We start from the raw sequence: 25,223 nt of genomic DNA, 5'->3' as shown, positions 1-25,223 counted from the left end.
TGTTCACCGACACGCATCCCGGCCTCGCTGGCCCGCTACGCGGTCAGCCCTCACGATCGCGAGCGCTGTCTTTTTGACCCTCTCAGGCTCTGGAATTGCCCAGGCCATCTGGACCGCCGCGGCGGTCCATCCCACGGCATCCGTTCGGTCGGGCGCGGTGACGATCAGCCAGACGGGGTTTGCCGAGCTCGCGACGACGTACACGTCTACCGCCCTCTCGACCACGAAGCTCATTATGGTATCCAACGAAGGTGTGCCAGCCAGCTACAGTTTGGTGCTCGGCTCAGCCTCGTCTACCCCGGCCTCGTTCGCCGAGGCGATCACCGTGCGCACCTGGGCGATTGACGCGACCGATACCTGCGCTTCGACGCCGTCGACCGGCACGCGAAGCAGCACCTGGGCGAGTGGACTCACGCTCAGTGGCTCTTTGGCGCCGGGGGCTTCGGCGCGCTATTGCGTGCAGACTTCGATCACCAGCGCGGCCGCTGGGAACGCGCCCGGTACGACGATGACGGCGCGAATGGATCTGCAAGGGCGTGCCGACAACTGGACCTCACCGGTGACGACCTTATTAATCGTGCAGAAGGTGGCCGACACCGCGCCGCGGTCGCTGGCGGCGGTCAAGAAGACGGCCAGCTCTATCTCGTTGAGCTGGGATGCACCCGACGATAAATCCGTGACGCGATACCAGCTGTATCGAGGTAGTACGGCAGTATCGTCGGCGCAGACCGCAACCACCTTCACGGACACGGGCCTGATGGCAAATACTGCCTACGGTTACACGGTGTATTCAGTGGATGGCGACGACAACCGTCTGGCAGCCTCGAACGTGCTCGCTGTCACGACGGATAGAAAGGTGCCGGCGCCGAATACCTGGTATCACGTCGTTACCGCAGCCGGGAGCTGCGTCGATGCCGCAGCTCCGCAAGAAGAAGGCAGGGTTCTTGCAACGACGCTGTGCTCGACGGCCTCATCATCGAGCTTTCGCTTCGTCGCGGATGCAGAAGGCGCCTACACGGTCAACGCGAAAACGAACGCCAGGGTGTGGGATTCCAGGGCTAAGAAGCAGGGCTCGTCCGACGTGACACTGAGCGTCGAAGATGGCGGAGCACAGAGATTGGAGCGACACTTCGCTCTCATCAGCGTTGATGACTCGACCGGGGCGGTTCAGATTCGCGGCATGCAGGTAAGTAAACACTGTATGCAATCGGGCGCTTCGGGTACCGCGCTCACCATGCAGCCCTGCGACACCACGATTCCCATCCAGGACAACCAGCAATTCACCTTGGTCGAGGTGGCACCATGAGCGGATACCTGATCGGAGCGCGCTTGGCAGCCGGCGTGCTGCTGTTCCTCGCGATTACTGGGGTCGCCACTCCTGCGCGTGCTGCGCTGAACGACACGGCCAACCGCGGGGCAGCAACCGACGTGCGGGTCAGCAGCGACGGAGTGCATTTTGCCGGCAGCCTGCCTGCCGGGCTGTTCGACTCCTTCGGCACGCTGATTCCTGGCGGGTCGATGCGGTCGGAGCTGTGGATTCAGAACCCGAGCGACGCACCCGCGAACGTGCGGCTGAGCCTGCGCGAGCCGGGTGGGGCATCCGCTGATCTGACGGAATACCTCACCCTGAGCGTCCACGACGTCGCGTCCCACATCGTGACGACCGTTCCTCTGCGGGGCGGTGAGGACTGTGTGGTACTCACGCCGGCCTTGCCGCTCGCCGCCGGAGCAACCCTGCGAGTTGCGCTCACCATCGAGATGATGAACGTGACCGGGCTGACCGCCCAAAACACGAGCACCGACCTGGGAATCCTGGTCGCCCTGCGCGATGAAGAGGCCGGACCGTTTGGGCCTTCGGCGTGCGCCGACGACGGCGTGCTGATCCCAGCAGTGGCAGGGGCAGGGCTGGCGGCGCCGCTCGGGTCGGTTGCCCTGCCGCGCACCGGTGTCGACCTGCCCATTCCCGCGCTCATCGGCGGAGGGCTGATGCTCGGTGTCGGCGGGCTCCTCGTCACTCGGCGTCGGCGCGAGCCGTGACCGGACATCAGACACTCGCGTCTGTCGACCGACCCCAGGAATTTGCAGCCGCCTCGCCCGCTCCCCCCGAGAGCAGCATCTGGCGGTACCTCGGGTTGGCGCTCAGCGCGGCCCTGCTCCTGCTCGTCGTCGGTCTCGGGGTGCTGCTCGTGGTGATTCCCAAAATGACCGGCGCGACCCCGCTGACCGTGCTGACCAGCTCTATGGAGCCGGGGCTTCCACCGGGCACTCTGGTCATCGTGCGCCCGGTCGCCGCCGAGGCGCTGCGCATCGGCGACGTCGTCACTTATCAAATGGTGTCGAATGATGCCAAGGTCGTGACGCACCGCATCATCTCGATCACGTCGAGCTCAGACGGATCGCGTTCTTTTATCGTGCAGGGTGACAACAACAGCGCGCCCGACGACGATCCGGTGCTGGCCGAGCAGGTTCAGGGCCGGCTCTGGTACGCGGTGCCCTATGTCGGCTACGTGAACAACGTGCTCAACGGGGCAAACCGGGCTTGGATCATCCCCGTGCTGACCGTCGCGCTTTTCGGCTACGCCGGATTCATGGTCGCCGGAGGTGTGCTTGATCGCAGACGAACTCGCTCGCGGGCAGTCGATACCAGCCAGCCGGGCGCGACGAGGGAAGGCGCGGCTGAGCGCTCGTGATGGCCGGTCAATCGCTTGACCGTTAGGACACGCGCAGCACGATCTTGCCGCGGGCGTGACCCTCCTCGAGCAGCCGATGGGCCGCGGCACCGTCGGCGAGGTCGAACACCGAGTCGACGTGCACCCGTACGATCCCCGCGTCGAGCAGTGCCGAGATTTCGTCGAGCACGCGTGCGTCGGGAGACACCTTGAAACCGGTTGCGCGTCGTCCTGCTGCTGCGGCATCCGCTGCCAAGGTCGGCCAGCTGCCGGTCGGCGCGTTCACGAGCAGGCCGTCGGGGCGCAGCACAGCGAGGGAACGGGTGCCGGTATTGTCGTGCACGTTGCCAATGAGGTCGATGACCGAGTCGAGGTCGTGGACCACGTCTTCGAAGCGCGTTGTCGTGTAGTCGATGACCTCGTCGGCGCCGAGCTCGCGCAGAAAGTCGAGGTTGCGGGTCGATGCCGTGGCGGTCACGTGGGCGCCGAGAACCCGGGCGAACTGCACTGCGAAGTGGCCGACGCCGCCGCTGGCGGCGTGCACGAGCATGCGCTGCCCGGGGGCGGCTCCGGCCAGCTTGACCACGCCCCATGCGGTCAGAGCCGCGAGGGGAACCGCGGCCGCCTCGGCGTGACTGAGTCGGGCCGGTTTGCGGGTGACGCTCAGGCTTGACACCGAGACGTACTCGGCGAAGCTGCCGCCGATGCGCGGAACCCGGCCCATGCCGTAGACGGCATCGCCCGGCTGGAGTGGCGCGGCCTCAAAGGCAGCGCGCACGACGACTCCGCTGAAATCGTTACCGAGAATGGCCGGGTAACTCTCGATGGCGGCCGCGACACCCGTGCCGGAGCGCGTCTTGGCGTCGATCGGGTTGAGGCCGGCCGCGATGACCTTGACGAGTACCTCGTCGACGATCTGGCGTGGCAGCATCCGATCGGCCAGGTGCAACACTTCGGGGGCGCCGGTCTCGTCGATAACCAGAGCGCGCATGGTCTGCGGCAGTTCGAATTCAGGAGCCATGCTCCCCATTCTGCTGCATTCTCCGCCCCTGCACTGCGGACGGGGCCCGGGCCCCGTCCGCAAAAAGAGGGAGACTAGCGGCGGGCCTGCTCGTCGAGATTGTCGATCAGGGCATTGGCGAGTCCGACCAGAATGGCGATCTGGTCCTCGTCCCGCTCGATCCAGCGACATTCGGGCACGGCCGCCACCGGTACGAAATCCAGGTGCTCTTCCCAGACCAGCAGGGTGCGGTCGGCACCGAGCACATACTGCTGCCACCACACCTGCCGCAGATAGCTGCGCGGAATGCTGCGCCACGGCTTGCTCGTGGTCTTGATCTCAGCCAGGTGCAGGTCGCCGCCGGCTACAACGCCGACGCCATCGGGGGTGGCGAGGTGCCGCGGATGCCCGAGCGACCGAAACAGATTGGTGCTCGGCTCGATGCCGTAGTTCTCCAACACCCATGCGGCGATGACGGGTTCTCGGGCGCGACCATGGTCGGTGTAGCTGTTTCCGGAGAAGCTCGTACCGTGCATTTTGTCGTGCGCGGCGTTCACGATGGATTTCGGGGTCGACAATTTGGCGACATCCGTTGCGGTGATGCCCTGGTTACGCGCGCGCAGCCAAGCCACCCGGTCGGTCGAGTCGGCGACGATGCGCAGAGTGTGCGGCGCCGGTGCTGGTGGCCGTTCCGCTGCCGCCAGTACAGCGAATACAGCGGGGTGCGCCAAAGGCTGGTCCAGGTCGAAGAGGGACAGCGTGGAATTCGGCACTCCTCTATTGTGTGCCCGCGGGGCCGGTCGGCGCGCCACCGCCACGGGCGCGGTCTGATTGCCGGCCGCATGTGCGGCCGACGCCAGGCCCGTCTGCCCAGCCGCAGCCTCGCATCCGCTGCCGTGAGAATTGTTATCGCGACGAGACCTGGGTTCGCTAGCCTGAGACGACGGCAACCAATCGGGGGGACAGATGGCGCAGCAGCTTCCCGTTCGATTCACACTCGCCGGGGCCGTCACGTTGGCCCTGCTGCTCAGCGGATGCGCCGGCCTCCCCGGCTACCCGGCTGCGACTGGCACTCCAGTGGCGCAACTCGTCGCCGACGTCGACTGCCAGGCGCCCAACCTCAAGAACAACTGGATGGTTTTCCGGGAAGGCGCTTTGCCCCAAACCGATCTGACGGCCACGCACCCCGACGCCCCGGAGCCGGGCATGGTTCCGGCCGACTTTGAACCGGTCGCCGCGTACCTCTGTACTTTGTCCGGCAGCGTCGACGACGACCAGGGCCGCTGGGCAGCCGTGACGGTCGAGACCCGCACCGGAGACTTGGGCCCGCTACTGTCGGCGCTCGCCGAACCCAGCGACCAGGCCGGGTTCAATCAGGCCTGCACGGCCGATATGGAGATCGTGCCGGAACTCTGGCTTGAAAACGCTACGGGTGAGGCGATGCGGGCGGCCTGGCCGAGCACCGCCTGCGGCAAGACCAAGCGGGCGACGTGGAAAGCGCTCGAGAAGCTCGCGCTGACCGACACGGTAAAGCTGCCACTCGTGCTGGAGATCACCCGCCCGGCCCTCGACGCCGGCTGCGTCATGAGCGCGGGCACGCCTGAGCAATCGCTGCAGTTCGGCGTCACCGGCTTGCAGACGAACGCCACCACCGGTGAGGTCGGCGAAAACATCCTGCCGGTTCCCGTGCCCCCGGCAGAGATCGTGTCCTACGACGGCGTCGACGGCGCGAGCGTCTGCTTCTACACGGTGGACCCGGCCGCCGAATCCGAGCCCAGGGAGCTCAGGGACGTTGACGGCATGGAATTCAGCGACAACGCGCTAAGCCCCATGCTTAGCCTGCAGTTCGGCACCTTCGAAAACGCGACCACCCTTTCAGCGGATGCCGCAGCGCTGCTTCCGGCCGCAGCATCCGCTCTGCCCGCCCCCGAGTGCACGGCCGACCTCACCCGATTCGCCTTGCTCTGGCCCCAGCGCGCCGGCACCCGGCTGGGCAGTCCGATCCAGGTCGAGCTTGACGGCTGCCAGCGACTCTTCGCCAGCGCGGCGTTCGTGCCCGCGCCGGCCTTGCTGGCTGCCCTGAACGGCTAATCGGGCCACAGGCATCCGACGGTGCACTCATAGCGCGTTCATAGGCAACTGCCGGATACTCATCAGAATGAGCACGCGTGAGAGCACCCATACCGGCCACGGCCCGCGCCTGACCAAGGCCGACGGCAGCGCCATCCGGGTTCTGGTCGTTGACGACGAGCCCACGCTCACCGATCTGCTCTCAATGGCCCTGCGCTACGAAGGTTGGGAGGTGCGCACTGCCAGCGAAGGCCGTCAGGCGCTGACCATCGCCCGCGAATTTCGGCCGGACGCCATCGTGCTCGACATCATGCTGCCCGACATCGATGGCCTGCAGGTGCTGCAGCGGGTGCGCGCCGACGGCTACGAGACTCCCGTGCTCTTTCTCACCGCCAAGGACTCGCTCGACGACCGCATCGCGGGGCTCACCGCCGGCGGCGACGATTACGTCACCAAACCCTTCAGCCTCGAGGAAGTCGTTGCTCGGCTGCGCGGCCTTATTCGCCGCTCCACCCTCGCCGTTGCTGACTCAACCGACCCCCGCATCAACGTCGGCGACCTCACCCTCGACGAAGACAGCTATGAAGTGTTCCGCGATGGCGAAGCCATCGAACTGACCGCGACCGAATTCGAACTGCTGCGTTTTCTCATGCGTAACCCGCGCCGGGTACTCAGCAAGGCGCAAATTCTCGACCGGGTCTGGAGCTACGACTTCGGCGGCAAGTCGAGCGTTGTCGAGATCTACATTTCTTACCTGCGCAAGAAGATCGATGCCGGCCGGGAGCCGATGATCCACACGGTGCGCGGCGCCGGCTACATGCTGAAGACGGTATGACTAAGCAGCGGATGCCGCGCCGCCTCAGCCGACACCGCTCGCCCTGGACTCTGCAGCGGCGTCTCGTGCTCACCGTGGTCGGGCTGCTCGCGCTCGTGAGCCTCACGATCGGCGTGGTGAGCGTGGTTATTTTGCGCGCCTCCCTGCTTGACCGCCTCGACGTGCAGCTGGCCTCCGCCGTTGACCGATCGGGCGTTGCGTTAGGCGGTGTCGGTGACAACGACGGCGATCGTTCCGGTGACCTGCCGGGGAGCCGCTACTTTGGCACGCCGACGGCCGACAGCATTCTCAGCGGACCCGCCCAGCCGCCCGGTCTGCTCGCGCTGGTCTACGACAAATCCACCATCACTACCGGCTATACCGACGATCGCAGCGGCGTGATCGAAGCGCTCACCACCCAGCAGGTGCAGCTTCTCGCCGACCACGTCAACCAGTTGGCGCCAGTAACCGTCGATCTCGGCGGTGAGCTCGGTGACTATCGGGTGCAGGTTGAGACGTCCCGCTCCGGCACGCTCTATCTGGTCGGTTTGCCCCTGACCGGAGTGGCGGCCACCGCAGCCCAGCTGGCTGTGATCGTTGGCCTGGTCTCACTCGCGGGGCTTGTCATGGTCGCCGTCATTGCCGCTTGGGTGGTGCGGCTGGCCCTGCGTCCCCTTCAACGCATGACAGCGACGGCCACTCGGGTGGCGCAGCTGTCCCTCGACCGCGGCGAGGTGTCCCTCGATGATCGGGTTCCGGCGGGGGACACCGACCCGCGCACCGAGGTGGGCCGGGTCGGCTCGGCGCTCAATCGCATGCTCGACCATGTCAACCGCGCCCTGGAAGCGCGGCAGGCCAGCGAGCGCAAAGTGCGCCAGTTCGTCGCCGACGCGAGCCACGAATTGCGCACGCCGTTGGCCTCTATTCGTGGTTACTCCGAACTCACCCGGCGCAGCGGCCAGGAATTGCCGCCCGACGCGATGCACGCACTCGGTCGCATCGAGTCGGAGTCGGTGCGCATGACGGGGATAGTCGAAGACCTGCTGTTGCTCGCCCGCCTCGACGAAGGCCGGGAGCTCGACATGCAGCCAGTCGATCTCACCATGCTGCTCGTCGACGCCGTCAGCGATGCCCACGCCGCCGGCCGCGATCACGTCTGGAACCTCGACCTGCCCGACGAACCCCTCGAGGCGATTGGCGACGAATCGCGCCTGCGCCAGGTGATCGCCAACCTGCTCGCCAACGCCCGGGTGCACACCAATGCTGGCACCACTGTTCTGGTCGCGCTCGACGAGCACGACGAACGCGCAGTGATATCAGTAACGGATGACGGTCCCGGCATTCCCGAGGAGCTTTCAGTCACCCTGTTCGAGCGTTTTGCCCGCGGTGACAGCTCGCGTTTTCGCGCCGCCAACGCCGCGGGCACGCCGAGTACCGGAAGTACCGGCCTCGGTTTGGCCATCGTGGCCGCGGTCGTCGCCGCGCACCACGGCGAGGCCACCGTCGACAGCCGTCCCGGCCAGACCACCTTCCGCGTCTCGCTGCCCATGGCCTGACGCGCTGGCCTGACGCGCTGGCCTGACGCGCTGGCCTGACGCGCTGGCCTGACGAGCTGGCCTGACGACCTGGCCTGACGACCTGGCCTGACGGGGGTCAGTCGGGAGTGTTCAGCTGAGGTGCTGAATATGGCGATACCCACCGAGAGGCTCGCGATGTCAACCATGTGCCATCCTCTTCGATTTGCACAGTGCTAGACGCTCGCCTATGCTGAAATCTAGCCACAGACCGCCGGTTGCTGCGCCATGTTGAAAGACAGAAGTGCAGACGAAGGTTCATTCACGTGAACGGCCCGCGCAGGTGTTCGAAGTTCAGTTACAGTCTTTCAGATTGTTGCCCAAGCTCCGGCGCCCTGCGCTGGAGCTTTTTTCATGTCTGCGCCCCGGGCTACCCGGCACATGATTATTAATGAGGAGCACCATGGCGAACAAGGAAGCAACGGTCGCCGAGCTTACGGAGAAATTCCAGAGCTCGACCGCCGTTCTGCTCACCGAGTACCGCGGTCTCACTGTTGCGCAGCTCAAGAGCCTGCGTACGTCCATCAGTGAGGACGCCACGTACGCCGTGGTAAAGAACACGCTCACCAAGATTGCGGCCAACAAGGCCGGCATCACCTCGTTCGACGAGGAACTTGTCGGTCCGTCCGCTATCGCCTTCGTGCACGGAGACCCCGTCGCCGTCGCGAAGACCCTGCGTGCCTTTACCAAGGCAAACCCTCTCCTGGTGGTAAAGGGCGGTTACTTTGACGGTAATCCGCTCACCGCAGCGGAGGTTGGCAAGCTTGCCGACCTCGAGTCCCGCGAGGTGCTGCTGGCCAAGCTGGCCGGCGCCTTCAAGGCATCGCTGTTCGGAGCCGCTTATCTCTTCCAGGCACCGCTGTCGAAGGCTGTTCGCACCATCGACGCGCTGCGTGAGAAGCAGGAGTCCGCGAACTAGGCATTTGCCTGGTTCACGGTTCACGAATTTTTAAGAAACTAAAAGGAGTACATCATGGCAAAGCTTTCCACTGAAGACCTGCTTGAGCAGTTCAAGGGCCTGACCCTCATCGAGCTCTCCGAGTTCGTCAAGGCGTTCGAGGAGACCTTCGAGGTCACCGCAGCCGCTCCCGTCGCCGCTGCCGGAGCCGCTGGCCCCGCCGCTGCTGCTGAAGAGGTTGAAGAGCAGACTGCATTCGACGTCATCCTTGACGCCGTCGGCGACAAGAAGATCCAGGTCATCAAGGTTGTGCGCGAGCTCACCAGCCTGGGCCTCGGCGAGGCCAAGGCCGTTGTCGATGGCGCGCCGAAGGCCGTCCTCGAGGGCGTTGCCAAGGACGCTGCCGACAAGGCCAAGGCTTCGCTCGAAGAGGCCGGCGCCACCGTTACCCTCAAGTAATCTGGGCTCCGTGAGGGGCTCTGATTGAGGCGTAGCCGACCGGCTTCGTGCCGATCATTGCGCAGGGGGCGTCATTTCCGTAAGGAGACGGCGCCCCCTTTGTCGTACCCGCCGTCATTCATTCATGGTGATTGGTTCCCGGTCGATTGCGGATTCCGTGGCTTGTTCCGGTTGTTATTCGGCCCGCAAGGCGCGAAGCGCGCGCGGCGCACTGGTGCTCGATCGGATGACCAGGCTGGTGGGCAAAACGGCCGATGCGCCGATGCTGCTCCCGCTGGCGAGTCCGTCCAGAAGCGTGCGCACTGCGAGTTGGCCCTGGGTGCGCGGATGCTGCGCGAGGGTGGTGAGACGAAACATCTCGGAGTGCGGATGTCCGTCGATGCCAATGACGCTGAGTTCGGTGGGTACCCGGATACCCAGCTCGCGGGCCGCGAGAATCAGCCCGAAGGCAATCTCGTCACTGGCTGCGAAGATCGCGGTAGGACGACGGCGAGGATCTCCGAGAATGGCCAGGCCCTTGGCGTACCCACCGGGCATGGTGAAATCAGAGGAGTAGAAGCATCCGCTGACCGGCAGGCCGGCTTCCGTCATCGCGGCCTCAAAGCCGCGCAGGCGATTACTGTGCACCTCGAAGTCCATCTCGTCGGCCTGGCTGCCACCCACGTGCACGATGTCGCGATGCCCGAGACTGAGCAGATGTTCGGTGGCGAGTCGCGCGGCGGCGACGTCGTCGATCTCGATTGTGGCCACGCCGCGGATAGGCCCACCGATGCCGACGAGGGGGCGGCGAAGGCGATGCAGCTGGTCGACCTCCTGCTCGCTGAGTGCGACGCAGACCGAGATAATGCCGTCGAATCGTTTGCGGGCCAGGAAGAACTCAAAGACCCGGTCGCGCTCCGGGGAAGCAGGCGGAAGATTGTAGAGCGTCATGTCGTAGCCGTGTTCGAGCAAGGCTAATTCCAGGCTTTCCAGGACCTCCCCGAAAAACCAGCGGCTGATGTACGGGATGATCACGCCGACACTCTGGGTGCGGCCGGTCACGAGACTTGCGGCGTTCGGTGAAGCGACGTACCCAATTTGCCGGGCAGCAGCGATGACCTTCGCTCGGGTCTCCGTGGAGACATAGCCACGACCACTCAGCGCACGGCTGGCCGTGGCTTTGGCCACTCCGGCGAGGCGCGCGACATCGGCGATCGCGCTCATCTGTGCCTCCGTCTGTGGTGACTGCTTCTCACACCCTAGCGTGCGTTTGCCCGGCATGGAATCGGTTCCATGATATTCCTTGATTCTCCTGCGACGCAGCCGCTAAACTTTGATATCGCTCCACGATACGGCTCTGATCTTTGCCATTTTGTTATATTCCCGCACTTGCTATCCCCCCGAGGGTAACGTAATTTATGGTCTGGAACCGGTTCCCGAGATTCGATCAAAAGACCTGTCCCAACGGTTGGTCCCCACCTCGGTGACGCCAGCTCTATTCACAGTTCACACGTGCACAACCTGATCCGGCACCACTCAAAGAGGAGAAATAAGATGCGGCCTTCCCTGCACCGTCGAATTACAGCACCAATCGCCATGGCGGCGATAGCTGGTCTGGCACTGGCTGGTTGTTCCGGCGGACCGGGCGCCACCACCGCCGACTCGGGCGCCGAGGGCGATGGCGTCGTCACCGTCTACGGCACGATCGCCGACACCGAAGCCGAGCTCCTCGAAGAGTCCTGGGCCGGGTGGGAGAAAGACAACAAGATCGACATTCAATACGAACAGTCGAAGGAATTCGAATCCCAGATCTCTATCCGCGCGCAGGGTGGTAACGCTCCCGACATCGCGATCTTCCCGCAGCCCGGGCTGATGAAGGACCTCGCGTCCCGCAATTTCCTCAAGCCAGCACCCGACGCCGTCGCGGCTAATGTCGACAAGAACTGGTCGGCCGACTGGAAGGCCTACGGCACCGTGGACGACACGCTGTACGGCGCGCCGCTGATGGCCAGTATCAAGGGTTTCGTCTGGTACTCGCCGGCGAAATTCACGGAGTGGGGCGTTGAAGTTCCCACGACCTGGGACGAATTACTCGCCGTTACCAAGACCATCCAGGAAAAGACCGGCGCGGCTCCCTGGTGCGCCGGCTTCGGCTCCGGTGACGCCACCGGCTGGCCCGGCACCGACTGGGTCGAAGACCTCGTGCTGCGCGAGGCCGGCGCCGAGACCTACGACAAGTGGATTGCCAACGAGATCCCCTTTACCGACCCGGCCATCAAGGGTGCATTTGATTCCCTCGGTGAAATTCTGCTCAACCCCGACTACGTCAACGCCACCTATGGCGACGTCAAGTCGATCAACAGCACCCCGTTCGGAGACGTGGCCACCCCCGTCGCCAACGGCACCTGCGCACTGACCCACCAGGCCTCTTTCTTCGACGGATTCATCACGGACGCCGGCGGAACAGTCGGACCGGACGCCGACGTCTGGGCCTTCATCACTCCCTCGGTCAAGGCCGGTGGCCAGGCAGTCACCGGTGGAGGTGAGATCGTCGGCGCTTTCTCCGATGACGCCGACACCCAGAAGGTGCTGGAATACCTCTCGAGCGCTGACTGGGCTAACAGCCGGGTCGGTCTCGGCGGCGTGATCAGCGCGAACAAGGGCCTCGACGCATCCAAGGCAACGAGTCCCATTCTGCAGGAAGCAATCACTATCCTGCAGGACCCGAAAACCACCTTCCGCTTTGACGGTTCCGACCTGATGCCGGGCGCTGTGGGATCGGGAACCTTCTGGAAGGGCATGGTCAGTTGGATCAACGGCACACCGACCGACGAGGTGCTCACGAGCATCGAAGCGGGCTGGCCCTCCAACTAACTGAAGCAGCCATTACTCAGGCATGAAAACGGTGTGCCGTCCGCTTCGAATACCGGGCGGCACACCGTGCGTGGCAGGTGTGCGTTATCGATACGGTTTCACCGGTTGTCAGCGAACACCAGGATTTACTGTCGTACTCGAAAGGTTTCAGATGTCCGCTTTCTTCTCCTGGCTGGCGCAATTACCAGCGCTGGCACAAGTCCCCATCATCATCCTGGCTTTCGGTGTCGTCGTGGGTGCCATCTTATTTTTTGTCGAGATCGCGCCACGCTCTGGCCGGATCTACACGATCATTCGTCTTGCCGTCTGCGTTCTGGCACCACTGCTGATCTTGCTGGTTGCCAACTCCTACACGTGGGCCATCATTGGGGCCGGTGCCTTAGGACTCGGCTTCTTCTATATCGACTACCGCGCGCGCAAGGGTGCTGGCTACCTGTTCCAGCTGGTCGGTTTTCTCGCCCCGGCTATTATCCTGCTCGGCATCGGCCTGGTCATTCCGACCATTCAAACCACGGTGCAGGCCTTCATGAGCGCTCGCGGTGACCGGTTCGTTGGCCTGGACAACTTCGCCTGGATCTTCACCCAGCCCGAGAACGTGCGCATCGTGCTCAACACCGTTGTCTGGGTGCTGATCGTTCCGACCATCTCGACCATCGCCGGGCTCGCGTACGCGGTGTTCATCGATAAGAGCCGCGGTGAGAAGTACTTCAAGATTCTGGTCTTCATGCCGATGGCCATCTCCCTGGTGGGAGCATCCATTATTTGGCGCTTCGTCTACACGGCCCGCCCGGCCGACCAGGAGCAGATCGGCCTGCTGAACCAACTCGTGGTCATGTTCGGCGGGCAGCCGGTCGACTTTCTCTCGGTGTCCCCGTTCAATACCCTGTTTCTCATCGTGATTCTCATCTGGGTACAGACCGGGTTCGCCATGGTGGTGCTGTCCGCCGCCATCAAGGGCGTACCGACCGAGCAAATGGAGGCGGCCGAACTCGATGGCACCAACGCCTGGGAGCAGTTCGTGAACGTGACCGTTCCCGGCATCCGCAGCGCCCTCGTAGTCGTTCTGACAACAATTTCTATTGTTTCGCTCAAGGTCTTCGACATTGTGCGCACCACCACGGCCGGATCAAACGAGACCAGCGTCGTGGCCAACGAGATGTACACCCAGTTCAAGAACTTCGAGCAGGGCCGTTCAGCCGCCTTCGCCCTGGTGCTGTTTCTGCTGGTGCTGCCGATCGTCATCTACAACGCCCGCCAGATCAAGAAGCAGAGGGAAATCCGATGAGCTCCGTCATGCCCGTAAGACTTCCCGTGGACGCCCAGACCACGCGGCGACTCCGACGCGGCGTTCGCCGGATGGAGTCGCCCATCGCCCGCAATACCAAAAAACGGCTCACCAGCCGCGGGGCGACCATTGGGGCGCTCATCATCGCGGTGCTGTGGTCTATCCCCACGCTGGGACTATTGGTGTCGTCCTTCCGGCCGGCCCAGCAGGTGCGCACCACCGGTTGGTGGACTATTTTCACCAACACCGGGGTCACCTTTGACAATTACACGACGGCTCTGGCCGCGGGCAACAGCCAGCTCAATCTGGCCGGGGCATTCATCAACTCGATCGCGATCACCCTGCCGGCCACGCTCATCCCGTTGATGATTGCCAGCCTCGCCGCCTACGCCTTCGCCTGGATTGACTTTCGGGGCAAGAACGCCATGTTCATCGGCGTTTTTGCGTTGCAGATCGTGCCGATTCAGATGGCCCTCGTGCCATTGCTGCAGTTCTTTTCCGGCGGCACGGTTTTCGGGTTTCCGGTCGTCGCGGCGCTCAACCCGGGCAGCGGCTATTCGCAAGTGTGGATCGCGCACACCATGTTCGCTCTTCCCCTGGCCATCTACCTGCTGCACAACTTCGTCTCGGAGATACCGAGCGAGGTCATTGAAGCGGCCAGGGTCGACGGCGCCGGCCACGGGCAGATCTTCTTTCGCATCGTGCTGCCGCTGACCATGCCGGCCATCGCGTCGATCGCCATCTTTCAGTTTCTCTGGGTCTGGAACGACCTGCTGGTGGCACTGATCTTCGCGGACGGCGCGGTCGCCCCAATGACCAAACTGCTCGCCGAACTCTCCGGTGCCCGCGGTCAAGACTGGCATCTGCTCACGGCCGGTGCCTTCCTGTCCATTCTGGTTCCGCTGATCGTGTTCTTCTCCCTGCAACGCTTCTTCGTACGCGGACTGCTCGCCGGGTCGACCAAGGGCTAGCCGAGCCGGTGGCGCTCCGGTGAATAGATGCCGGGGCCCCTCTGGCACGCTGGCTCCCGCAGTCATTTCCAGCGCAAGGCGTTGGCGTTGAGGGAGTTATCGACCACGAGGCTGATCGTGTCGGCGACGTAGCGGTCGACCGACCACTCCAGCGGCACGCCGTCGCGGCTGAAACTCATCCGTTTATGCATGAGCATCGGGGATCCGCGGCGCACATCGAGCAGCCGGGCATCTTCCGCTCCTGCGGGGCAGGCGGAAAACTGATGCTCCGCGCGGGAGAAGGTGATTTTGGCCGTTGCTGCGAGCCAGGCAGTCACCGATGGGCAGTCGGACGGAATCCGCTCCACCTCGGCGCCGACCGAATCCCGGTACCGGGTGCGCTCCACCATGATGGCATCGCCGTCGAGCAGGCGAACCCGCACGACACAGAACACGCGAGCAGCGATCGGCAACCGAAGTGCCTCACGATCGAGCGGTGAAGCGTTCTGCCACACCCCCGAGATGACCTGGCCGGCCGGTACGCGCCCGCGCGACGAGGCCCATTGGGCAAAACTCCGAAACTCTTCAAACGTCACCGCCGACCGGGGCTCACCGATGACGGTGCGCCGACTGCCGCGACGGGAGGCTAGAACTCCCTCGGTTTCGAGCTCGCCCAGCGCCTGCCGGATAGTACCGGGGGCAACGGCAAATTCTTCGGAGAGCACACGTTCGCTGGGCAGTTGACTCCCGCGTGCGTAAAGCCCCCGCGTAATTGCGCCTCGAATGGCTTCTGCGATGTCGTGATACCTTGCCACGCCCAACCTCACTGTGTGCGGCCTGGCTTCGACAGCCCGGCCTGGTTCACCTTCCAAAGTATTGCGTCACCGCAAGGTGGCGTGACCGGACCGGCCTCACGCTTGGGGGGTTCACCGAGCGTTTACCTTTTCGTCACCTAATTTACCCATCCCGGCCAAACTTATCTAGTGAACTTCAATCGTCAACGATCAAAGTTCACTAGATAAGTCGAATGAACGATGACCTTTTGCCTTGGGAGTCTCCGTCGGCGACCCACTCGTACACGATCATTCTGGCTGAAGAGGATTTCCATGAACACGTCGCGCCGCCGTTACCTGCCCGCAGTCCTGCTTGTCAGCGCACTCGGCCTGTCTGGTTGTACAAGTACCTCCACCGACGCTGCCGCGGACGTCGACTGGGCGGCCGCGACCTCCGTCGAGACCGGCGGTGGGTTGGACAGTCTCGTGAGCGCTGCGCAGGCTGAAGGAACTCTGAACGTCATGGGCCTATATCCGGACTGGGCGAATTACGGCGTCTTGATCGAGGAATTCACGGCCACCTACGGTATCGAGGTGGACAACGACACCTCTGCCGGTTCCAGTCAGGACCAGGTGAACGCGATCAAGAACCGCGTCGGCCAGAGCCGATCCCTGGACTACCTCGACACTGGAGTTTCCTTCGCCAACAGCGCAAGTGCCGAGGGACTCCTGGCTGAATATCGTCCCGCGACGATCGCTGACATTGACCCGTCACTCACCGATGCCGAGGGCATGTGGACGAACCAGTACGGCGGCTACGTCACCATCGGGTGTGACGCGGCCGCAGTCGCGGTGTGTCCGACCTCATTCGCCCAACTCGATGACCCGCAGTACGTCGGCAAGGTCGCCCTCACCGGAAATCCCGCCCAGGGCGAGTCTGGCTTCAACGCAGTCTGGGCCGCAGCCATGGCGATGGGGGGCAGTCTCGACGACATCCAGCCCGGTATCGAGTTCATGGCGGAGTTGTCGGCGCGCGGCATCCTCATTCCCGTCGAGGCCAACGCCGGCACCCTGGAAACCGGTGAAACCCCCATCATCATCAACTGGGATTACCTCAATTTGGCCGTGGCCGATGACACTGCCGCGGCTGGTGTCGATTTTCAGGTTGTCATCCCGACCGATGGCACCATGGCGTCCTACTACGCCGCGTCAATCAACGCGGACGCTCCCCACCCCGCTGCTGCCCGCCTATGGATCGAGTTCATGTACTCCGATGAGGGCCAGAACATCCTGCTCAATGGCTATACCCGACCCGTGCGATTCGATGCCCTAATCCAGTCCGGTGCTGTCGACACGGCTGCGGCCGACAAGCTCCCGAAAGTGGTGAATGGATTCGAGCTTCCGTCTGAAGCCCAGCGCAGCTCCGCCAACCTGCTCCTCGCTGAGAAGTGGGACGCAGCGGTCGCCTCGTGACCGCCACGGTGGCCACGCGCAACTCCCCCTCAGCCCCCGGTGCGATCGAGCGGGCGATATATCGCATTCATTCGTTGCGTGCCCGGGCCGAACGCCGGACCGCTTCCTTCTGGGGACTCATCCCGTTCCTTGTCTTCATCGTGCTTTTTTTGGGCGTACCGGTCTGCGGCATCGTGCTGTCGGCGTTCCGGGTGGCCGACGTGAACGAGCCGGGAAACTACGTGCCCAGCCTGGCCAACTTTGCGGCCAGTTTTCGGGGCGCATCCTGGGACGCAATGCAGAACAGCCTGCAGATTAGCGTGATCGCGGCGCTGGTCGGCGGCATCGTGGGACTGGCCCTCGCGCAGGCCATTCTCACTACGCGCTCCAGGAAACTCACCGCTGTGGTCACCGTGCTCACGAGCGTACTGGCCAATTCCGGTGGCGTTCCTCTCGCTTTCTCCTTTATTGCAGCGGTCGGCAACGCGGGCATCATCACCGGACTTTTGTCGCTCACAGACCTGGGCTTCACCCTCTACAGCAGCGGCGGACTCATCCTGATGTATCAGTATTTTCTGATACCGACCATGGTCATGGTTGTTCTCCCCACCCTGGCCGGCCTGCGCGTGGAATGGAAGGAAGCGGCCGCCTCCGTGGGGGCAACCAGCTGGCAGTTCTGGAAGAAGATCGCCTTGCCTATCACCACGCCAGCGATTCTGAGCGGCTTCGTCCTGCTCTTCGGGGCATCGTTTGCGACCCACGCGTCGGCGGCGGCCCTGATCGGCGGCGGCGGAGTGCCCCTCATCAGCCTGCGCATCGACAGTGGACTGGCCGGTGGCAACCTGGCTGGCCAGGAGAATGTCGCCATGGCGCTGGGTGTCAACATGATCGTCGTAGCCCTAATCGTCTTGCTCATCTACATGCCCCTGCAGAAACGGAGTCTCAAGTGGTTCAAGTGAGTCGGAAAACGCGCGCGGCTCGGGGTGTCCGTGTCGTGGCGCCGGGGCTCAGCTGGGCTTTGCTCATCCTGATGGCGCTCTACATTGCGGTGCCCATGCTGTGCGCTTTCGCCTTCAGTATCTACGTGCCCACGGCCGGGTTCACTTTTGAGCCGTATCTAGAATCGGTGCGCGACCCGGGGTTTCCCGGTGCGCTATCGCTGACGCTGCTCATAACTGTTCTGACCGTTGTGGGGTTGCTGGCCCTGATGGTTCCGACCATGGTCTATCTCCACCTTCGGGCGCCACGGTGGCGTCCCATTATCGAGATCGTCTGCACGATCCCTCTCGTCGTACCGTCAATCGCCCTAGCGGCCGGGTTGGTCACGGTGTTGCGCAGCATGGCCGGTTTCGGTCGCGGTTCTCTGCCAGCTCAGACCAGCCAGCTGCTTCAAAACCCCGACCTGCCCGTCGTTCTGGTCGGCAGCTACATTGTCTTGACCTTGCCGTTCGTCTTTCGATCGCTCGACGCTGGTCTGCGCACCATTGACCTGCGCACCCTGGTCGAGAGTGCACATTCGCTCGGTGCGAGCGGCGCCACGGTGCTCCGACGCGTCATCCTGCCCAATATCAAGGGGCCGGTGATCTTCTCTGCGTTTTTCTGCATAGCCCTGTGCCTGGGTGAATTCACGATGGCGGTGACGCTGGGCTATCGAACCCTGCCGGTCTGGCTCACCCAAATCGCCGGCTCCAACTTTCGCGCTTCCATTTCCATGTCCCTCCTCATCAACGCCCTCACCTGGGCCTTATTGATCGCCATGACAGTACTCGCCGGACGGGCAGCCCCTGCGCGCGCCCTGGCCTTGAAAGGACACGAATCGTGACGCTCACAGCAACAACCGCTCACCCCCGAAGTACAACGGCGGCGCGTATCGAGTACACCGCGGTGAGCAAGAAGTTTGGTGACACCACCGTGCTCACTGGCCTTGACCTCACCGTCGAACCCGGGGAATTCGTCGCGCTGCTCGGCCCTTCTGGCTGCGGAAAATCAACAGCACTGCGTATTCTCGCTGGGTTCGAGACCGCGTCGAGCGGTACCCTCACAGTGGATGGGCGCGATGTATTGCGGGTTCCGGCCCACCGTCGCGGCATCGGCATGGTGTCTCAGTCCTACAGCCTGTTTCCCAACCTCAGTGTGGCCGACAACGTGTCGTTCGGGCTCGTCGTGCGACGCGAAGTTAAGTCCAGGCGGGTAGCGAAACTCACCTCTCTGCTCGATCTGGTCGGGCTGCCCGGTTACGCAGACCGGTTTCCAGCCCAGCTCTCCGGCGGGCAGCAACAGCGCGTCGCACTGGCACGAGCCCTTGCGATTGAGCCCCGGGTACTGCTCCTCGATGAACCGCTGTCGGCGCTCGATGCCAAGGTGCGTTCTTCGCTTCGGGAGGAGATTCGCAACCTGCAGCTGCGTCTCGGAATCACAATGCTCTTCGTCACTCATGACCAGGATGAAGCGCTGGCGATGGCCGATCGGGTCGCGGTCATGCGGGGCGGTGGCATCGAACAGATCGACCAGCCGGGAGTTCTCTACGACCAACCGAGTACTGATTTCGTTGCTCGTTTTGTCGGCACTACAAACCAACTCGCCGTCGCGCGCGGCGCCGCCATCCCCGATCATTGGGTGCCTCTGCGTGAGGGCGACCATGATTTGCTCTATGTGCGGCCCGAATCGCTCATGTTCGAGGAGGACGACCGCGGATGTGCCCACATCGTTTCCCACGTTTACCGAGGTGCCACCACTCGCATCACGGCCAAAATCGACGGCAGCATTAGTCGCGGAAGTTCCGAGATCAAGGTCGACGTTCCTTCGGCCAGCGTCACCGAGTTACCGATTGGCCTGAGAGTCCGGGTTCGCCTCACGGGGCGCCCGGCACTTCGAGTGGAGGCATAAATGCAAGCGCAATTTCTCAACACCCGCCTCGACGTGAGCGTGAGCCTGCTGCCGGGCGCAGCATCCGCGATTATCTTTGATTGCGACGGACTGCTCGCCGACACCGAGGATCTGTGGCTTCGCGCTGTCGATGCCTGCGCGAACGCGCACGGCACCACCCTGGGCGATTTGGCCAGGTTTCGTGGTGGCGCGATAGATGACGTGGCCGCGCAGCTCGTGACGATTTTCGAGGTCGCCGGGCTTCCAGCTCCCGTGGTGGGTGAATTGGTGAAATCACTGTCCGAAGAATTTCACGCGCTGGTCGCCCAGGAGGCGATCGCGATGCCGGGAGCCGTGGCCATAGTGAGTGAACTGGCGGCGCGGTTTCCCGTCGCGGTCGCATCGAACAGCCCGCGTGCGCTGCTCGATCAGATTCTAGAACGTATCGGTGTGCACACCTTGATCACCTGTTCTGTCGCCCGGGATGAGGTGTCGGCGGCCAAGCCAGCTCCCGATCTCTACGTGGCTGCCCTGCGCAAACTACGAGAACTCGATCCCTCGGTAAACGCCGAGACGGCCGTCGCCTTCGAAGACTCAGCGGTGGGGGCGTTGGCTGCCACGAGCGCCGGCCTGCTCGTCGTCGGTGTCAATGCTGACCCAGCAGTGGTCCTCGGCTGCCATGTGCGGCACAACACTCTGCTCGACGAAGAACTCGTCGCGTGGGCCCAAGTTGTGGAGCGGGAGACGCCCACGCATCTCGAGCAGTCTGCCGTCGCCGTCGGCTCCTTCGACGCGGCGACTTCGACTCTGACTGTGCAGTGCATGTATTCAACCGAACAAGCGGCGCGTGTGCAGGTTTATGCGCAGAAAGACTGTCGGTGGAACGAACTGCCGGAAAGCCCACCCGTGGCAGCGGCTTCCGCGCTGACCGATAGGGAACCTTTATCAATGGATTTGGCGCACCTCCCGGACGGGACCTATCGCTTTCTGCTGGTGACGGATGGATTAGTGCCGGAGTGGAATGGGCGCACCGGTGAATTCACGGTGCGGACCAATGTGCTCGTGGCGCAGGCGGCAGCGTCAAAAATTGCCGCGCCCGCTGTGCTCTCTCCAAAAATGCCGGAGCAGGGCGTGGCTGCCATGACCTGGAATCTCTGGTTCGGGGGATGTCACTCCAACGACGGGCACGCCAAGCAAGTCGCCTACCTTCAAGAATTTCCCTACTCGATCGTGGCCCTGCAGGAGTGTTTCGGAGCTCATGGCCGTCAGTTGGCGGCAGCGTTGGGTTGGAATATCGCTCAACAGGGTCATGACACAGCGGTGATCAGCCCGTATCCCGTGTCGCTTCATCACACCGAGACTGATTCGTTCGCTACCTGTGCCACCGTTTTCACACCGAACGGCGCCGTCACGGTGTGGTCTGTGCACCTGTGGCATGCGGACTACGGCCCATACACTGCCGACGATGCAGGTATTCCTGCGCGCTATACCCTCGCGAGCCGAGGCGAACGCCGGCGCACAGCGCAGCTCGCGGAAATCTTGTCGGAGCAGGGTCGGCTCGAAAGTGAGGGCATCGTGTCTGTACAGGACCCAATTCTCGTCATGGGCGATTTCAACGTGCCCTCGCATCTGGACTGGAAGCCGGGGCACCGCACGAACAGCGTCGAGTGGCCCGCCTCACGCATGCTCGAGGTCGCAGGGTACGCCGATGCATTTCGAGTCATTCATCCCGATGTTGATGCCGCGCCCGGACACACGTGGTCCCCTATCATTCCGGCTGATGAGGAGCCTCGAGACCGGATTGACTTTATCTATAGCCGCGGGGCGCGTGCTTTAGAGGCGTTCACCGTCGCTTCTGAGATAAAGAGCGCGGCACCCCCGAGACTCAGCGCCACCGGAAAGCGCCGTGTCGGCCTGGACGCAGATATTCTGGGCCACCACCTGGAGAATGCGTGGCCGACCGACCACGCAGCTGTCGTGGCCCGGTTAGCGTGGAGGTGACGGAGGGTCCCGTGCCGAATGGGGACATCCGCCTCACCGGGTAGTCTCTGCTGCTACACCTAAAATGAGGATATGAGTTCAGCGCACGGGTCGGGAAGCTTCGGGTCGCGGCCAGCCGTCGCTATGAAACGCGGCCGGGTGAGCGGGGCGGATGCTGCGGCGCAGCGGGCCGAGAACGCCGAGGCACCGCGCATCCCGCACCTGTTGCATCGTGTCTTCGCGCTGTTTTCGCCGCACCGCAACACCCTCATCGTTACCGTCGTGCTCGTTCTGGTCAGCGCCGCCCTCTCGGTGGTGCCGCCGCTCCTCACCCAACGCGCCTTTGACGACGGTCTTTTTCCGCCAGGCGACACTCCCAACCTGTCGGTGCTCGGGGTGCTGGTGGCGCTCATGCTCGGTGTTTTTCTGGTCAATGCGCTGCTCGGCGTCTGGCAGACCTGGCTGACGGCCACGGTGGGCAACAAAGTCATGGGCGCCCTGCGCGTAAGGCTGTTCACCCACCTGCAGGCGATGGAGCTGAGCTTCTTCACCAAAACCAAGACCGGCGTGATTCAGTCGCGGTTGCAAAACGACGTCGGCGGCGTCGCGACGGTGCTGACCAACACCATCTCGAGCATCCTCGGCAACACGGTCACCGTGATCGCCGCCTTCGTGGCGATGCTGCTGCTGAACTGGCAGCTGACCATCGTGGCCGTGGTACTGATGCCCACTCTGGTGTTCGCCCAGCGCCGCGTCGGGCAGGTGCGGGCACGCATTGCCGGTAAGACGCAGGAATCGCTGTCGGATATGACCGCCATCACACAGGAGACCCTGAGCGTGTCCGGCATTCTGCTCTCAAAGAGCTTCACCCGACAGCAGAACGAGATCGAACGCTACGCCGAAGAGAACCGCAACCAGGTGCGCCTGCAGGTGAGCCAGCAGATGAGCGGCCAGTGGTTCTTCGCCACGGTGAGCGTGTTCCTGTCGGCCATTCCTGCGATCGTCTACCTTGTGGCCGGGGCGCTCATCTTCAACGGCACCACGGAAGTCACGCCCGGCACCATCGTGGCGTTCACCACGGTGCAGGCTCGACTGATCTTTCCGCTGCTCGGCCTCATGCGGGTCGCCCTCGACCTGCAAACCTCGTCAGCGCTGTTCGCGCGCATCTTCGAATACCTCGACCTGAAGCCGGCGATAAGCGACAAGCCCGGCGCCGCCCTGGTGCCGTCGGCCGGGGCGGCTCGCGGCCGGGTGGAGTTCGACCGGGTGCAATTTGCCTACCCGGACGCTCGCGGTGACGCGCGCCCGACCCTCGACGACGTGTCCTTGACAATCGAGCCGGGGCAGTTCGCCGCTTTTGTGGGGCCGTCCGGGGCCGGCAAAACCACCGTCTCGTACCTGATTCCGCGTTTCTACGAAGCCGCGGCCGGCCGTGTGCTGTTCTCCGGCCTTGATGTGCGCGACCTGCAACAGGAGTCGCTCGTCTCCCATATCGGCATCGTGAGCCAGGAGACCTACCTGTTCCACGCCACCATCGCCGAGAACCTGCGCTATGCCAAACCAGAGGCCACGGATTCTGAGCTCATCGCGGCCGCCCGCGCCGCCAACATTCACGACACGATCGACTCCTTTCCGGAGAAGTACGACACCATGGTGGGGGAGCGCGGCTACCGGCTGTCCGGCGGTGAGAAGCAGCGCATCGCCATCGCACGCGTCTTACTGAAAGACCCGCCGGTGCTCATCCTCGACGAGGCCACGAGCGCGCTCGATTCCATCTCGGAGAGCGTGGTGCAGGCCGCGCTCGACACCGCGAGTCATGGTCGCACCACTATTGCAATCGCGCACCGCCTCTCGACGATCGTCGACGCCGATGTGATCTTCGTCGTCGACGCCGGGCGCATCGTGGAGCGCGGCACCCACGCCGAACTGCTCGCCCGCGGCGCCGTCTACGCGAGCCTCTACGACCGCCAAATCACCGCGAGCCCCCTCCCCGCTGACGCCCCCGCCCCCTGACTGCCCCCACGGGACTGTCACGGACGGGGCCCGGGCCCCGTCCGCGGGCCCAGTTTATAAACTGGGCCCGCGTTCACAAGGTGGGCCCGGGACGGCGCGGGCTACGAACGTTCGGCGAGCATGCCGGTCATCAGTTCGATCTCAGATTCCTGGCTCAACACCACCGAGGTAGCGAAGGCCTGCACGGTCGCGTTCGTGCTGCGGTCCAGAACGGCATCGGCCATCTCGATCGCACCCCGGTGGTGGGCGATCATGATGACGAGAAACTGCCTCTCCGCTTCCACACCGGATGCCGCGGTGAGTGCGGCAATCTGCGCCGGGGTCGCGAGTCCGGGCATCGGTTCTCCGGCGACGTGGCTTGCGCCGGCGCTGGCCGAGTGAGACGAATCGTGAGTGGTGCCGGACAGGCCGGGCCGGGTCATCCAGGTCATTGATGGTTCGGGAGCAAATTGCGGCAGCCCCCAGACAGCGAGCCAGCCCGACATCTGCCCGCTTTGCTTGGCCTGCGTCGTGGCAATGTCGTAGGCGAGTAGCCGCACGGGCGCGTCGTCGGTACGATCGCGAACAATCAGGGCGAGTTCAACGCCCTGATTGTGGTGTTCCTGCATGTCCCTGGCAAAGCCAGCCTCGGCACTTGTCGTGTCGGGCGTGGCGTCGGTAAGCGTGCTCAGGCGCCCCGCCGAAAAGGCCGCAGCGCCGACAACGAGCGCCGTGACCACAACAGTGACGGTGATGGCGCGCAACACGGAGCGGCGTTGGCGCGGTGGGTGGGCATCCGCTGTGGGCTGTGAGTGATCAGAAGTCACGGGTTAGCGCGGTTTATGAAACTTTGCCGGGTGCGTCGATCCCACCGGAGCAGGGGGCGCCGTCTTCTGGAACGTTGGTGCTCTTCCAGAATTCGGTTAAGTATTCGGCGATGCGCGGGTCGTCAGCATTGTCAACCTGCAGCTGTGAATTCCAGCCGCTCAGCACGATCGGTGCGGGAATCCCTTCGAAGGGCGACAGCACAACGTAGCTGGAGGGTAGTTCCGTCTTCAGCAGATCGAGCTCAGCGTCGGAGATGGACGGATCGTAGGTGACCCAGATGGCACCGTGTTCGAGTGCGTGCACGGCGTTCTCGTTCGGAACTGCCTGGTCGTACACGCCGCAATTGAGCCAAGCCTGAGCGTGCTGGCCGCCGGCGGGCGGCGTCTGCTCGTAGGTGACGGCGGTCTCGACGTGGCCGGCTGTGTTCGTGAAAGTCTCGACACCGTCGATCGTCGACGCATCGCCTGCGCCGCCGCCGGCATAGTTGGCGGCCTTCGGCGTGAGCACGAACGCGGTCACGATCAGGGCGATGATCGCGACGATCGCCACAGCGCCGCCGATAATGCCAATCAGACGATTACGCTTGCCGCGCTTTTGCTGGCGATGGTACTGCTCCAGCTTTTTCGCACGCTTCGCGGTGCGTTCTTCCTTGATTGACGCTTTATTGACGGGGGAACCGGGCTGGGGGGTCACGACGGCCTCTCTATGGGAGCTTCTTCTACCTGAACGTACCAGTCGTCCCTGTAGCTTCCCCCGGTGCC

General features: G+C 63.7%; 23 protein-coding genes. 17 read left to right on the top strand and 6 right to left on the bottom strand.

From position 1 onward, the window contains the following. Window positions 1-73: 73 nt before the first annotated feature. Genes E3T27_RS07120 through E3T27_RS07110 form a run of 3 tightly spaced genes read left to right on the top strand, consistent with a single transcriptional unit; the run spans window position 74 to window position 2,690 of the window. Window positions 74-1,306 (top strand): fibronectin type III domain-containing protein, encoded by a 1,233-nt coding sequence (locus tag E3T27_RS07120; protein ID WP_166786134.1) that lies wholly within the window; start codon window positions 74-76, stop codon window positions 1,304-1,306. Then, window positions 1,303-2,037 (top strand): LPXTG cell wall anchor domain-containing protein, encoded by a 735-nt coding sequence (locus E3T27_RS07115; RefSeq protein WP_104196832.1) that lies wholly within the window; start codon window positions 1,303-1,305, stop codon window positions 2,035-2,037. Before E3T27_RS07120 ends, E3T27_RS07115 begins: the two co-directional genes overlap by 4 nt. Then, the gene (locus E3T27_RS07110; RefSeq protein ID WP_134572066.1) at window positions 2,034-2,690 is read left to right on the top strand and encodes a signal peptidase I; all 657 of its coding nucleotides are present in this window, start codon (window positions 2,034-2,036) and stop codon (window positions 2,688-2,690) included. The genes E3T27_RS07115 and E3T27_RS07110 overlap by 4 nt, the downstream gene beginning before the upstream one ends. Before the next feature lie 22 nt (window positions 2,691-2,712). Here the strand turns inward: E3T27_RS07110 and E3T27_RS07105 are convergent, their stop codons facing one another. Together E3T27_RS07105 and E3T27_RS07100 are read right to left on the bottom strand one after the other, a co-directional pair. After that, a complete protein-coding gene (locus tag E3T27_RS07105) occupies window positions 2,713-3,690 on the bottom strand; it encodes an NADP-dependent oxidoreductase (protein ID WP_241992161.1) in 978 nt (325 codons plus the stop codon). Between the two features lie 74 nt (window positions 3,691-3,764). Further along, window positions 3,765-4,442, bottom strand: coding sequence for a YqaJ viral recombinase family protein (locus tag E3T27_RS07100; RefSeq protein ID WP_369831137.1), 678 nt, complete (start codon window positions 4,440-4,442; stop codon window positions 3,765-3,767). Between the two features lie 193 nt (window positions 4,443-4,635). On the opposite strand from E3T27_RS07100, the gene E3T27_RS07095 reads away from it, so the two are divergent. From E3T27_RS07095 to rplL, 5 genes are all read left to right on the top strand, one after another. Continuing rightward, window positions 4,636-5,760, top strand: a complete 1,125-nt coding sequence (locus tag E3T27_RS07095; protein WP_134572065.1) for a hypothetical protein — start codon at window positions 4,636-4,638, stop codon at window positions 5,758-5,760. A gap of 67 nt (window positions 5,761-5,827) precedes the next feature. Further along, window positions 5,828-6,574, top strand: coding sequence for a response regulator transcription factor (locus E3T27_RS07090; RefSeq protein WP_134572064.1), 747 nt, complete (start codon window positions 5,828-5,830; stop codon window positions 6,572-6,574). After that, the gene (locus E3T27_RS07085; RefSeq protein WP_134572063.1) at window positions 6,571-8,109 is read left to right on the top strand and encodes a sensor histidine kinase; all 1,539 of its coding nucleotides are present in this window, start codon (window positions 6,571-6,573) and stop codon (window positions 8,107-8,109) included. Before E3T27_RS07090 ends, E3T27_RS07085 begins: the two co-directional genes overlap by 4 nt. Window positions 8,110-8,530: 421 nt before the next feature. After that, window positions 8,531-9,046, top strand: coding sequence for a 50S ribosomal protein L10 (gene rplJ / locus E3T27_RS07080; RefSeq protein ID WP_104083138.1), 516 nt, complete (start codon window positions 8,531-8,533; stop codon window positions 9,044-9,046). A gap of 54 nt (window positions 9,047-9,100) precedes the next feature. Next, window positions 9,101-9,484, top strand: coding sequence for a 50S ribosomal protein L7/L12 (gene rplL, locus E3T27_RS07075; RefSeq protein WP_104192488.1), 384 nt, complete (start codon window positions 9,101-9,103; stop codon window positions 9,482-9,484). Between the two features lie 174 nt (window positions 9,485-9,658). Here rplL and E3T27_RS07070 read toward each other — a convergent pair whose 3' ends face one another. Further along, entirely contained in the window at window positions 9,659-10,687 is a 1,029-nt protein-coding gene (locus E3T27_RS07070; RefSeq protein ID WP_134572062.1) for a LacI family DNA-binding transcriptional regulator, read from the bottom strand. Between the two features lie 330 nt (window positions 10,688-11,017). Between E3T27_RS07070 and E3T27_RS07065 the strand changes: the two genes are divergently transcribed. From E3T27_RS07065 to E3T27_RS07055, 3 genes are all read left to right on the top strand, one after another. Continuing rightward, window positions 11,018-12,337, top strand: coding sequence for an ABC transporter substrate-binding protein (locus E3T27_RS07065; protein ID WP_134572061.1), 1,320 nt, complete (start codon window positions 11,018-11,020; stop codon window positions 12,335-12,337). Window positions 12,338-12,488: 151 nt separating this feature from the next. Continuing rightward, entirely contained in the window at window positions 12,489-13,622 is a 1,134-nt protein-coding gene (locus tag E3T27_RS07060) for a carbohydrate ABC transporter permease (RefSeq protein ID WP_134572060.1), read from the top strand. Continuing rightward, entirely contained in the window at window positions 13,619-14,593 is a 975-nt protein-coding gene (locus E3T27_RS07055; protein WP_092340405.1) for a carbohydrate ABC transporter permease, read from the top strand. The genes E3T27_RS07060 and E3T27_RS07055 overlap by 4 nt, the downstream gene beginning before the upstream one ends. 62 nt (window positions 14,594-14,655) lie before the next feature. Here E3T27_RS07055 and E3T27_RS07050 read toward each other — a convergent pair whose 3' ends face one another. Then, window positions 14,656-15,387 (bottom strand): GntR family transcriptional regulator, encoded by a 732-nt coding sequence (locus tag E3T27_RS07050; RefSeq protein WP_166786133.1) that lies wholly within the window; start codon window positions 15,385-15,387, stop codon window positions 14,656-14,658. Window positions 15,388-15,678: 291 nt separating this feature from the next. Between E3T27_RS07050 and E3T27_RS07045 the strand changes: the two genes are divergently transcribed. From E3T27_RS07045 to E3T27_RS07020, 6 genes are all read left to right on the top strand, one after another. Then, window positions 15,679-16,818 (top strand): extracellular solute-binding protein, encoded by a 1,140-nt coding sequence (locus E3T27_RS07045; protein ID WP_134572058.1) that lies wholly within the window; start codon window positions 15,679-15,681, stop codon window positions 16,816-16,818. Then, the gene (locus tag E3T27_RS07040; RefSeq protein ID WP_134572057.1) at window positions 16,815-17,756 is read left to right on the top strand and encodes an ABC transporter permease; all 942 of its coding nucleotides are present in this window, start codon (window positions 16,815-16,817) and stop codon (window positions 17,754-17,756) included. Before E3T27_RS07045 ends, E3T27_RS07040 begins: the two co-directional genes overlap by 4 nt. Then, a complete protein-coding gene (locus tag E3T27_RS07035; RefSeq protein WP_134572056.1) occupies window positions 17,753-18,619 on the top strand; it encodes an ABC transporter permease in 867 nt (288 codons plus the stop codon). Before E3T27_RS07040 ends, E3T27_RS07035 begins: the two co-directional genes overlap by 4 nt. Further along, window positions 18,616-19,683, top strand: coding sequence for an ABC transporter ATP-binding protein (locus E3T27_RS07030; RefSeq protein WP_134572055.1), 1,068 nt, complete (start codon window positions 18,616-18,618; stop codon window positions 19,681-19,683). Before E3T27_RS07035 ends, E3T27_RS07030 begins: the two co-directional genes overlap by 4 nt. Then, on the top strand, window positions 19,684-21,663 hold the full coding sequence (locus E3T27_RS07025) for an HAD family hydrolase (RefSeq protein WP_134572054.1): 1,980 nt from the start codon (window positions 19,684-19,686) through the stop codon (window positions 21,661-21,663). A gap of 72 nt (window positions 21,664-21,735) precedes the next feature. Beyond that, entirely contained in the window at window positions 21,736-23,655 is a 1,920-nt protein-coding gene (locus E3T27_RS07020; protein WP_420898046.1) for an ABC transporter ATP-binding protein, read from the top strand. A 101-nt stretch (window positions 23,656-23,756) separates the two neighbouring features. Here the strand turns inward: E3T27_RS07020 and E3T27_RS07015 are convergent, their stop codons facing one another. Further along, the gene (locus tag E3T27_RS07015; protein ID WP_134572053.1) at window positions 23,757-24,461 is read right to left on the bottom strand and encodes a DUF305 domain-containing protein; all 705 of its coding nucleotides are present in this window, start codon (window positions 24,459-24,461) and stop codon (window positions 23,757-23,759) included. A 13-nt stretch (window positions 24,462-24,474) separates the two neighbouring features. Then, window positions 24,475-25,155: a DUF3105 domain-containing protein gene (locus E3T27_RS07010; RefSeq protein WP_134572052.1), complete on the bottom strand. Its 681-nt coding sequence runs from the start codon at window positions 25,153-25,155 to the stop codon at window positions 24,475-24,477. Between the last annotated feature and the right edge of the window lie 68 nt (window positions 25,156-25,223).

This window comes from Cryobacterium lyxosi (assembly GCF_004403345.1).
GTDB classification, from domain to species: domain Bacteria; phylum Actinomycetota; class Actinomycetes; order Actinomycetales; family Microbacteriaceae; genus Cryobacterium; species Cryobacterium lyxosi.
Note: the sequence above shows the minus strand (reverse complement) of the source record. Positions and strands in the feature narration are given on the sequence as shown.